The sequence below is a fragment of the Synechococcus sp. H55.2 genome, assembly GCF_047462495.1.
GTDB lineage: Bacteria > Cyanobacteriota > Cyanobacteriia > Thermostichales > Thermostichaceae > Thermostichus.
Map to the genome: position 1 here is coordinate 1 of NZ_JANSJH010000092.1, position 10646 is coordinate 10646.

Consider the following 10646-nt stretch of genomic DNA (forward strand, 5'->3'; position numbering starts at 1 on the left):
GTCGCTCTCGGCCCTGTCTGGCCTGTCCAATCAGGGTTCATGCTGATCCCCGTGAGCAGGAAGTTTCAACCTTCAGCAAATCTTTAGAGAAGTCGGAAGTGTTTTTGCCGGGTGAGTTGTTTAGAATGCGCTCATCCTTGCTGAGGTATGCAATGCTACGCCAGTTAGAGCGGATCCTGAAGCTGGACGTGCTGCTGCGCTCTGAGCAGCGGCAGACAGCCGCTTCGCTGGCTGAGGCTTTGGAGGTGAGCGAACGGACTGTTCGAGCAGACATCAGCTTCTTGAAGGATCGCTTTCAAGCCCCCATCAAAGTCAGCCGCGAAAAGGGATATCACTACACCGATCGGGAATGGCGCCTGCCGACGATACCCCTCACCAAGGGGGAACTGTTTGCCCTGACTTTGGGAGCGAGAATGCTGGAAGCCTACGCAGGATCGGCCTATGCCCCGCAGTTGCGCTCGGCGATTGGGCGGTTGGCGCAACGGCTTCCGGAGCAGGAGTGGCTGGATCTCCAGCAGCTAGCCGATGAGCGTCTCATCTTTCGGGCGGGGGCGGAAACCCATCTGGACTGGGAGATTTGGCAACAGTTGGAGGACGCCTGTCGGGAAAAAAGACGAGTGTGGATGCGCTATCGCACCGCCAGTCGAGGCGATCAGGTGTCGGAACGGAAGTTGGATCCCTATCTCTTGCACATCTACCGCGGCACCAATCCCTACGTGATTGGCTGGTGTCACAAAAGACAAGAGGTGCGCTGGTTCCGAGTGGACAGGATTCTGGCTCTCAAAACCTTGGCGGACACTTTTGAGATAGATCCCAACTTCGATGCTAAAGCCTATCTGGCAATGATTTTTCAGCATGAGGCGGGCGGGATCCCTCGCCAGGTGGGGATTTGGTTTGATGCCCAAACGGCACCCTTCATTCGGGAGCGGCGCTGGCATCCAACCCAAGTCATCGAAGAAAACCCAGACGGATCCCTGGTTCTGCGCATAACCGTGCAGGGGATGAATGACGTCAAGCGCTGGGTGTTGGGCTATGGCAGAGGAGCCAGAGTGCTGGAGCCCCCGGAGTTGGTGGACATGATGCGGCAAGAGATCTGCGAAATGAGTCAGCGCTACACCGACAAGGAGCCGTCGCCATGAATAAGTTTTGGGCCAAGACCGGACAGGGACAGTTGCGAGAAGATGGCCGACCTCTATACCATCCCGTCCTCTGCCACCTAGCCGATACGGCAGCCGTGGCCATCGAGATCGTGCAAACCTACCTCAGCCCCCTTGCCCGTCAGCAGCTCTCGGCAGGGTTGGGGCTGGAAGGGGATCCCTTAGCTCGCTTTTGCGGGTTCATGGCAGGCTGCCACGACCTGGGCAAGGTCAGTCCTGCCTTTCAGTTTCAAGTTGGCGAAGTGGGAAAAGCCCTGGTGGGATCCCGTCTCTACGATCTGTGGCGCAGCTATCCCAACACCGGCCAACCAACTCCTCACGGAACAGTGACCGCCGCAACCCTGCCCAGCTTTCTGGAAGAGCTGGAACTGCCAAAGAAACTGGCCCAAAAATTGTCAGCTATTGTCGGCGGTCATCATGGCTTTTTCCCGGGACTTCAGGATATTCAAAGTCTCTCCCCCGACGATGTCGGTCGAGGGGAGTGGATCCCATTTCGTCGAGAGATTTTCCAGCAACTACAAAGTTTTGTTGGGCTGAAAAGAGAAGGGATCCCCACCCGCTGCGACAATGCCGCCGCCATGATCTTGGCCGGCCTGACAACCGTTGCGGACTGGATTGCCTCGAATGCGGAGAGTTTTCCCTACGCCAACGACGAGCCCTTTGAGACCTACGCTCAGGGGATACCTGAAAAAGCCCGGCAAGCCCTGAAGGTCCAAGGCTGGGTTGCGCCCCCACAGGCAGCCCTCTTACTTTTGAGGCTCTCTTTGACTTCATCAGCGAACCGCGACCGCTGCAATCGGCAGCCATTGCCCTGAAGGACAGGCTGGCTCCACCCTGCTTGGTCATTGTCGAGGCCGCCATGGGGGAGGGCAAAACCGAGGCGGCGCTCTACCTGGCCGACCACCTGCAGCACCAAAGCGGAGCCGGCGGCTTCTACATCGGCTTGCCTACCCAGGCAACCAGCAACGCCATGTTCGAGCGCGTCAAGTCATTTTTGCAAAAGCGCTATCCCGATACCATCGTGAACCTAACCCTCAGCCATGGGGCAGCAGCTCTCAAAGAAGATTACCTAGAGACTGTCTGCCGCCTAGATCAGGTTTACGACCAGGAGGGCAAGGGGGTTTTTGCCAGCGAGTGGCACACTGCCCGCAAGCGAACGCTGCTCAGTCCCTACGGGGTGGGCACCCTTGATCAAGCCCTAATGGGTGCAGTACGGGCTCGCCACCAGTTTGTCCGGCTGTTTGGTCTGGCAGGCCGCACCATCATCCTGGACGAGATCCACGCCTACGACCTCTACACCAGCACTCTGCTAGAGCGGTTCCTGGAATGGGCAGCCGTTTTGGGATCCCCCGTGATCGCCCTCTCGGCCACCCTGCCCGCCGGTACCCGCCAGCGATTGCTGGCTGCCTATGCCAGGGGCTGTGGACAGCCCCCGCCCGAACTGCCTGCCGCCCCTTACCCTCGCATCACTGCTTTAGCTTCTGGAGCCGCCCTAGCTCAGCCTTTTGCTCCTTCCGAGCACGTGCGCCGTCAACTAGGGATCCGCTGGGTTCAGGATGACCAATGGCCCGCAGAACTCCGGCAAGTGCTTTCCAAAGGGGGTGGGTGCGTTGCTGTTATCTGCTCAACGGTTGATCGCGCCCAGCAAGTGTTTAAGCATCTCCAAAATGATTTTCCGCCGGAAGAATTGGGTTTATTTCACGGGCGCTTTTTGTTCAAAGATCGAGAGCAGATTGAGAAAGAATGCTTAGAGAAATTTGGCAAAAAAGGACATCGACGTCCCTCTCACTTTGTTTTGATAGCAACTCAGGTCATTGAGCAAAGCCTAGATGTTGACTTTGACTTAATGATTAGCGACCTAGCTCCCATTGATCTTCTTCTACAACGCTCTGGGCGACTCCACCGCCATCGGTGGGATAAGCGACCACCTGAGCTGTCTGCTCCCTACTTGTGGATAGTGAAACCAGAGCTGGACGCTGAGGGCAGAGGTAATTTTCGGGAGAGTAGCTCTATCTACGATCAGCACATTCTCCTACGCAGTTGGTTGACTCTGAGACAGCGCCAAAACGTGCAACTACCTGAAGAAATTGACGACTTAATTGAATCAGTATATGACCTGGAGAGACCTACCCCCGAAAACTTAGAGCCAGTTCATTCCAAAGATTGGAACGACTCTTTGGAAAAGTACAAAGTTGAAGAAGAGGATGCTAAAAGATCTCGAGCTAATGAAGTAAAGATCCCACTGCCACATGCTGATGTGAGGCCCGAACAGTTTACCTACCTAAAAAAAGAGGATGACGAAAGCACTATCGCTGCCGTTACCAGACTTGGGCAGCCTTCAGTAGTAACAATTTTCTTGCAACAAGGGAAGAGCAGTTTAGTCTTTCCCGGCTCTCACGATCCAGTGGATCTAGAAACTGAGCCCAGCTTGCCGATGATTCGTAAGTTACTGGCCCACAGTGTTCGCATTGCTTCCCGCCAGGAGCTTGTAAAGGAGCTGCTGAGGCGGGAGAACCCCAAAACTTGGACATCTGCTCTGCTGCGTAACTGTCGCTACGTTGTCTTGAACGCCGAAGGGTGGGCCCAGATTGGCAACTGGCGGCTACGGTTGGATCCTAACTTAGGGATCGTGATCGAGAAGGTTGACAGCTAACGTTGGGGAGGAGCTCATGGAGAGCCAATCCTTTAATCTCACCAGAGAAAAGTGGATCCCTGTACTCGATCCCGATTTTCGGATCCAAGAGTTGTCTTTAGTTGAGTTGTTTAGAGAGTGGGAAAGCCTAAAAGAGATTCGAGGAGATAATCCGCCTACCACTTTAGCCCTCTACCGTTTTCTACTGGCAATTATGCACCGAGCCTATCTTGGGCCGACAGATACAGATCACTGGAAGGAAATCTTTCAAGACAATGGAAAGAGAGTTGTTGAGTACTTGCAGGGTAGTCAAAATTGTTTTGACCTATTCCATCCCACTCACCCCTTCATGCAGGATCCAGCTTTACCTATAGAAAGAGCCGTGCCTGTCTACGCCATCCATACCATGAGCACCTCTGAAGTATTCTCTCATGAACACGAATGGAGCGGCTACAGCATCTCCTTGCCGGAAGCTGCTCGACTATTGGTGCGTCTACAGGGAGTCGATATCACTAGCCTAAGGGCATTTTATGTCGGGCAAGACAGTGGCAATCGCTCTGCTGTAAACACTCCGACTATGAATGTTGCCAATGTCCTTTTAAAAGGAAGAACCTTAAAAGAGACGCTGATGCTGAACTTGATGCAGTATAGCCCAGAGAATGAGATACCGAGTGTGGTAGCTGGAGAAGATGTACCCACCTGGGAAACCGAAGTTGGCTACACTGGCCAACCGAAAAAAGAAATCCCTGCGGGATACATCCACTACTTAACCTTTCCCTGGCGGCGGCTGCGGCTGTTTTCAGAAGCTGGGCGAGTGCAGCAATTGGCTATCACTATGGGCAACTCCCTACCCGAGGGTGTAGAGGCCCGGCAGTGGGAATGTAGCGTTGCCTATAAAGAAGGTAAACCAGTGCGTCTATCTTTACACAGACAGTTGTGGCGGGATGCGGACAGTTTTCTCTTGACGGCTGGCAAGCAAACCCGTCCTCGGATTGTGGACTGGCTAGCTGAGCTCAAGTCAGAAGAATTGGTCAATAATTTGGTTGTATTTGAAGTGTTGGGTATGAGCGCTGACCAGGCTAAACCTTTAGGATGGAGTTCGGCTCGATTTTCAGTTCCAATACAGTTTGTTACAGATTTGGAGTTGGCGCAGAGCTTAAAAAGCGCTATTGGAATTGCCGAGAACCATCAACAAATCTTTCGATCTTTTAAAGGCAGCCCCTACTTTTCTCTGGCAGAGGTTCTCAAAAACGAAGAGACTGAGAATCTATCCAAGAAGCTATCCAAAGCTTTAGATGGAGAGTCTCGCTACTGGACAATTCTAGACCAAGCTTTCTCAAGGCTACTTCATGATTTACCCCAAGATAACCAAACTGGAGCTGATGGCATTACCCGCTATGGACTTACCACTCTACCTGCCTGGATTAAGACTGTACAAGATGCCGCTCGGAGAGCCTTCACCGAATCCATTGAGTCTATTCGCAATCATCAGGCCAGAGCAGCTGCCTTGCGCACACTGGAGTGGAAACTAGCAGAGCTTCGCGCCGACCCAAGGGAAAAGAAAGCTCAAAAACAAAAAACAGCTAAGAAAAAGCAGAAGAAGGAGCAAGCCGTTGTCCAATAGGAGTCTAAGTTATGGCTACAACTCAAATCTCTTCTCATAATCGACTAGAACGAGCAAAAAAGTTCTTACAGGAAATTAAGGATCGCCTTAAAAACGACACCGGCGCCAAAGTTGCCTTCAAGCGGGCACTTTCCGGCAAGCACCACCACTTACGAAAAATTTACCCCTTTGTACTGCCCTATTTGCAAGGGATCCCCGAACAAGAACAGGATATCTGGATCTTTGTGGCGTGTCTCTCTGTTTACCATGATCAAGATGCAGAACCGGATGCCGGTAACTTTGCGAAAAGCTGTCGGGAACTGCAAGACAGCACTGAATCTAAAGGCCCAGAACGAAGGTTTAGAGCTCTTCTGGAGACCGATCTTGACTATATCGAATATCCAATCACAGCTCTAGTGCGACAGATGAAGAGCAAAAAGGAGAGGAGGATTTCTGTTTACTACCCACGTTTGATCGTTGACCTTTGCTTATGGAACCACCCCGATCAAGTTGTTCAAGATAAATGGGCTAGAACTTTTTGGCAATCACCTTCTTCTGGATCTGCAAGGTCAGAAGAAACTGATAATGTAAGTTTCGAGGTCTCCGATGACTTCAAAGAGGATGTAGGCTGAGAGGCACTTGCCTCTGTTTAAGCTAGCAGACTTGTTCCGACACCATACCTTAGAGGAGAAATAGCCATGCGAATGGAAATTCATTTGATTCAAAGTTTCCCTCCTGCCAACCTAAACCGCGATGAAAATGGCATGCCCAAATCTACGATATTCGGCGGTCGTCCGCGAGCGCGAATCTCTAGCCAGTGCCAGAAGCGGGCAGCGCGAAAATACTATTACCAATATGCCAAGCTAGACCCGGCTCACTTTGCCGATCGCTCTCGTAACTGGATCCCTGAGTTGAAATCTAAGCTTGTGAAGGCAGGGATCCCTGATGAGCAAGCTGAGCTGGTTGCTCGGCTGGCCTTAGAGGAAGGGCTTAAGCTCAAGTTTAATGATAAGAACGAAGCCACCACTATTATATTTTTGGGTAAGACAGAACTTGATGCAATTGCCGAAATCCTAATCAAAAACTGGTCTGCCATCGAATCCAGCTTACGAGAGGAAAAGCCTAAGCTTCCCCAAAAGGATCCCAACATAGCCAAGGCGATCGAGAAAGCTTTGGTTGATACAGGAAAACCGGGTGATGTGGCTTTGTTCGGTCGGATGATGGCCTCGCTACCCACAGTCAATGTCGATGCTGCCGTTCAAGTGGCCCATGCAACTAGTATTAATGTCCTGCAACAAGAATTCGACTTCTTCACAGCCGTAGACGACCTGGGCAGTAGTGAGGACACCGGAGCCGACCACATGGGCGAGACGGGGTACAACAGCTCTACCTACTACCGCTTTGCTGTTCTCGATAAGGAGCAGTTGGTTGAAAATCTAGGTGGAACTGAACATCTAGGATCCATTATCAAGGCTTTTGCTACGGCTTTCATTCATGCTGTGCCCAGCGGACATCAAAACGGATTTGCCGCCCACACTCGGCCAGCATTGGTGATGGTGGTAGTTCGAGAAGGGCAGCCTATTTCCTTGGTGGATGCCTTTGAAAACCCGGTTGCTCCTAGTGGAGGATTTAGCCTACTGGAAAATGCCGTTAAAGCTTTAGATGAGTATTGGGGATCACTTATCAAGATGTATGGAGAAGCTGATGTGCAGTATAAGGGCGTTGTTGCCCTTGATAGGCTAGCCGAGAGACTTAACGTACTCAAATCTAGCAAGAAAGATTCTGTAGAAGAGCTCTTAAATAGTGCTCTCAAAGCTCTTGGCGTGGCCAACAACGGCAAAGGAGCTTAGATCATGACTACGCTTCTCATGCGATTGCGGGCCCCGATGATGAGCTGGGGCGACCACAGCCAGTTTGATTATCGCGATAGCCGTCGTGAGCCTACAAAGTCGGCTGTCATCGGGATCCTCTGCGCGGCACTGGGTCGCCCTCGTTGGGAACCTGTTGATGATCTAGCTGCCCTCAGAATGGGGGTGCGAGTGAATAAGGAAGGGATCCTTCGCAAAGACTTCCACACAGTGCAAAACAATATGCACGATAGGCGTAAAGCGGAAACGACGCTTAGTGAGCGCTACTACGTAGCGGATGGGGATTACCTGGTGGGATTGGAAGGGGATTTTAATTTGCTGAGAATCTTGGATCAAGCTTTGCAAAAACCTCACTGGCAAGTGTTTCTAGGACGGAAGAGTTTTATTCCCAGCCGCCCTTTGCGATTGGGGCTTGTGGAGCAGCCCTTGCTGGAAGCTTTGCGTCAGCACCCTTACGAGTGTTCTAGACGCGAGCAGTGTCCCTCTCAACTTCGCTTTGTTTTGGAGGTTCCTGAGAGCTTAGATGTGCGCCAAGATGTGCCTTTGAGCTGGCAGCCACGGCGTTTCGGTTGCCGGGCTGTGAAGACAGAATACTATAAACTCCCGGAGGTGATATGTATCTTTCCCGGCTGATCCTCAACGAGCGACAGATTTTGGTGCAGCGAGAGCTCAGTAATGCTCACGCTTTGCACCAGCGAATTATGCATGGTTTTCCCGATCAACCCACCAAAACCCCTCGCTCCGATTGGCATATTCTTTACCGTCAAGAACCCGATGGCTGCACTCTCCTGGTACAATCAGCCATTCAACCAGATTGGTCTCGCTTGCCCCAGGGTTATGTCCAAAGGGATCCGGAAGTCAAAATCTTTGACCTAAAGCCAGAAGTTCTAAGTAAGGGAAGATGCTTTCAGTTTCGACTTCGAGCAAATCCCAGCAAGCGAGATAGGAAGACCCACAAGATTATTGGCTTTTTTCGCTCTGAGGATCAACTGGAATGGCTCCGCCGCCAGGGCCAGCAGCATGGGTTTGAGGTGTTGGCTGCAGAAGGGATCCCATCGCCGCAAATATTTGGGATCAAAAAGGGGCTCTCCGGGCCAGTTCGTATCCACACCGTTTTGTTCCAGGGCATATTGCGGGTAACTGATGCTGAAGCTTTGGTCAAAGCAGTGCAACAAGGAATTGGGCGAGGGCGCTCCTACGGCTGCGGACTCCTATCACTTAGCAAGATCAGCTACTTTCCCTATTAGTTTTGCCTTCTAAAGGAGAGTATCTTATGAGCACAAAGACAACTGCGAAAAGTTTACGTTCTATCCCAAAGGTTCGAGATAGCATAAGCTTCGTCTATGTGGAACGGTGCCGAATTGAGCAAGATGCTAAAGCTGTTGCCGTTTTGCAAGAAGATGGCAGATATATAATCCCTTGTGCCAGCTTGACAACTTTAATGCTAGGCCCCGGAACGGCAATTACTCACGCTGCTATTAAGAACTTGGCCGATGGCCTCTGCTCAGTCCAGTGGGTTGGCGAAGATGGGCTACGCTTCTATGCCAGCGGATCCCATCCTTCTAGCAGCGTGGAAAGGCTTTATCACCAGGCCAAACTCTGGGCAGATCCCGTCCAGCATATGGAAGTGGTTCGGCGTATGTATTCCTTTCGCTTTCCCGAACCTTTAAAAGAAGGGCTAACCCTTGAGCAGATTCGTGGCCTAGAGGGAGTGCGAGTGCGAACTGTTTACAATCGCCTGAGCAAGGAAACAGGGGTAAAGTGGAAAGGACGCTCCTATAAGCTCAAGGAATGGGAATGTGCTGATCCCGTTAATCGAGCTCTTTCTGTTGCCAATACTTGCCTCTACTCTGTTTGCCAGGCAGCGCTCAATGCCGTAGGCTATTCAACTGCGCTGGGATTTATTCACATAGGCAAGCCCTTATCTTTTGTTTATGATGTTGCCGATCTCTACAAAACAGAGATCACTATTCCTGCTGCCTTCAAGGCTGCCGCTGAATTGATGCCAAACTTTGAGTCGAGAACCAGGCAACTGTGTCGAGAAAAGTTTGTAGAGCATCGGTTGATGCAGAGAATCATAGACGATGTTGACGCCATCCTCGGCTTCAGAGCTACTCAGGACGAGTCTAGCCCTTTGGGTGCTCTTTGGGATAACGAGAAGGGAGCTGTTGAGGGGGGAGTGAGCTACGGAGAAGATCTAGATGAGGCAACGCCGGACTAATGGTGGTTTTCATCTTGGAGAATGTCCCAGCAAGTTTGAGGGGAGACCTAAGCCGCTGGCTGTTTGAGATCAAGGCGGGGGTCTTTGTCGGTCGCGTCTCGGCTCTGGTTCGAGAAGAACTGTGGGCGCGGGTGACCAGCAAAATCGGCGACGGCTCTGCACTGATGGTCTATTCCATCAACTCAGAGCAGGGATTCTGGGCCAGAAGCATCGGGGATCCCTCGCGGCAGCTAGTAGACATAGAAGGGGTGCTGCTGGTCAAAACCTACTAAAATCGGCAAAAATCGAAGTGTTGTCCCCACACCCGTGGGGGTGAACCGAGCGCGACGGTTCACGTGGTCAGACCGATTGGCAGTTGTCCCCACACCCGTGGGGGTGAACCAATCCCCCCACCTTGACCGCCCCTGGATAGGCAAGTTGTCCCCACACCCGTGGGGGTGAACCAAGGTTTCCGGGTGGTGTTCCCTGCATCTCTCTCTCCGTTGTCCCCACACCCGTGGGGGTGAACCGTAAGGTAGACACCAACCACCAGGCCCCCGCCCCGTTGTCCCCACACCCGTGGGGGTGAACCGGACGTAGAGCTACTCCTGCGGGGGTGGCTCTGCAAGTTGTCCCCACACCCGTGGGGGTGAACCGTTGGCAAACGTCACCTGGGCCGGCGACACCATCCGTTGTCCCCACACCCGTGGGGGTGAACCGCGCCCGTTGCGACGCAAAACACAGCGCTGGGCAGTTGTCCCCACACCCGTGGGGGTGAACCGCTAGGCAGGGAGAGGGAGAGGACAGAGGGAAGACAGTTGTCCCCACACCCGTGGGGGTGAACCGTTACCCTGCGCCGGGCCCAGGCCGATACCGACGCCGTTGTCCCCACACCCGTGGGGGTGAACCGATTCTGTGGCCAGTGCCTCACTGTCCATCAACCCGTTGTCCCCACACCCGTGGGGGTGAACCGTAAGGTTGCATGGCGCACCTCAATCACTACATCCGTTGTCCCCACACCCGTGGGGGTGAACCGACTGTGCCACCACGCCCCGACACACCCAAACCCGTTGTCCCCACACCCGTGGGGGTGAACCGAGCGGGGGCCAGCCCCTGAGCCCGCGCCAGTCCGTTGTCCCCACACCCGTGGGGGTGAACCAGAAGAGAGCCTTGGCTAGCCTGACTA

Annotated in this window: 10 protein-coding genes and 1 CRISPR repeat array; all 10 genes read left to right on the forward strand. The window is 52.9% G+C overall.

Going from position 1 to position 10646, the window contains the following annotated elements; genetic code table 11:
- Nucleotides 1–152 precede the first annotated feature (152 nt).
- The 10 genes from NW844_RS10475 (at nt 153) to cas2e (ending at nt 9753) form a co-directional block, all read left to right on the forward strand.
- A complete protein-coding gene (locus NW844_RS10475; protein ID WP_414335455.1) occupies nt 153–1139 on the forward strand; it encodes a helix-turn-helix transcriptional regulator in 987 nt (328 codons plus the stop codon).
- Nucleotides 1136–1972: a CRISPR-associated endonuclease Cas3'' gene (locus NW844_RS10480; protein WP_414335457.1), complete on the forward strand. Its 837-nt coding sequence runs from the start codon at nt 1136–1138 to the stop codon at nt 1970–1972. Before NW844_RS10475 ends, NW844_RS10480 begins: the two co-directional genes overlap by 4 nt.
- A gap of 23 nt (nt 1973–1995) precedes the next feature.
- Complete coding sequence (cas3, locus tag NW844_RS10485) at nt 1996–3810, forward strand: CRISPR-associated helicase Cas3' (RefSeq protein ID WP_414335459.1); 1815 nt, start codon at nt 1996–1998, stop codon at nt 3808–3810.
- A gap of 16 nt (nt 3811–3826) precedes the next feature.
- Complete coding sequence (gene casA, locus NW844_RS10490) at nt 3827–5413, forward strand: type I-E CRISPR-associated protein Cse1/CasA (protein ID WP_414335461.1); 1587 nt, start codon at nt 3827–3829, stop codon at nt 5411–5413.
- Nucleotides 5414–5424: 11 nt separating this feature from the next.
- Complete coding sequence (gene casB, locus NW844_RS10495; RefSeq protein WP_414335462.1) at nt 5425–6024, forward strand: type I-E CRISPR-associated protein Cse2/CasB; 600 nt, start codon at nt 5425–5427, stop codon at nt 6022–6024.
- 72 nt (nt 6025–6096) lie between these two features.
- Nucleotides 6097–7242 carry a type I-E CRISPR-associated protein Cas7/Cse4/CasC gene (gene cas7e, locus NW844_RS10500; protein ID WP_414335463.1) on the forward strand — a complete coding sequence of 382 codons (1146 nt, stop codon included), beginning with the start codon at nt 6097–6099 and terminating at the stop codon, nt 7240–7242.
- Nucleotides 7243–7245: 3 nt separating this feature from the next.
- Nucleotides 7246–7893 carry a type I-E CRISPR-associated protein Cas5/CasD gene (cas5e, locus tag NW844_RS10505; protein WP_414335464.1) on the forward strand — a complete coding sequence of 216 codons (648 nt, stop codon included), beginning with the start codon at nt 7246–7248 and terminating at the stop codon, nt 7891–7893.
- Nucleotides 7875–8507, forward strand: a complete 633-nt coding sequence (gene cas6e / locus NW844_RS10510; RefSeq protein ID WP_414335465.1) for a type I-E CRISPR-associated protein Cas6/Cse3/CasE — start codon at nt 7875–7877, stop codon at nt 8505–8507. The genes cas5e and cas6e overlap by 19 nt, the downstream gene beginning before the upstream one ends.
- A 26-nt stretch (nt 8508–8533) precedes the next feature.
- Nucleotides 8534–9481, forward strand: coding sequence for a type I-E CRISPR-associated endonuclease Cas1e (gene cas1e / locus NW844_RS10515; protein ID WP_414335466.1), 948 nt, complete (start codon nt 8534–8536; stop codon nt 9479–9481).
- Nucleotides 9481–9753: a type I-E CRISPR-associated endoribonuclease Cas2e gene (gene cas2e, locus NW844_RS10520; RefSeq protein ID WP_414335467.1), complete on the forward strand. Its 273-nt coding sequence runs from the start codon at nt 9481–9483 to the stop codon at nt 9751–9753. Before cas1e ends, cas2e begins: the two co-directional genes overlap by 1 nt.
- Nucleotides 9754–9772: 19 nt before the next feature.
- Nucleotides 9773–10620: direct repeats of the CRISPR family, unit length 29 nt; unit sequence GTTGTCCCCACACCCGTGGGGGTGAACCG.
- Nucleotides 10621–10646 lie beyond the last annotated feature (26 nt).

Excerpts from the sequence above, each read along its gene's own strand:
- NW844_RS10475 (WP_414335455.1), top strand. The coding sequence starts at position 153 with ATGCTACGCCAGTTAGAGCGGATCCTGAAGCTGGACGTGCTGCTGCGC.
- cas5e (WP_414335464.1), top strand. The coding sequence starts at position 7,246 with ATGACTACGCTTCTCATGCGATTGCGGGCCCCGATGATGAGCTGGGGC.
- cas2e (WP_414335467.1), top strand. The coding sequence starts at position 9,481 with ATGGTGGTTTTCATCTTGGAGAATGTCCCAGCAAGTTTGAGGGGAGAC.
- cas7e (WP_414335463.1), top strand. The coding sequence starts at position 6,097 with ATGGAAATTCATTTGATTCAAAGTTTCCCTCCTGCCAACCTAAACCGC.
- casA (WP_414335461.1), top strand. The coding sequence starts at position 3,827 with ATGGAGAGCCAATCCTTTAATCTCACCAGAGAAAAGTGGATCCCTGTA.
- cas1e (WP_414335466.1), top strand. The coding sequence starts at position 8,534 with ATGAGCACAAAGACAACTGCGAAAAGTTTACGTTCTATCCCAAAGGTT.
- casB (WP_414335462.1), top strand. The coding sequence starts at position 5,425 with ATGGCTACAACTCAAATCTCTTCTCATAATCGACTAGAACGAGCAAAA.
- NW844_RS10480 (WP_414335457.1), top strand. The coding sequence starts at position 1,136 with ATGAATAAGTTTTGGGCCAAGACCGGACAGGGACAGTTGCGAGAAGAT.
- cas6e (WP_414335465.1), top strand. The coding sequence starts at position 7,875 with ATGTATCTTTCCCGGCTGATCCTCAACGAGCGACAGATTTTGGTGCAG.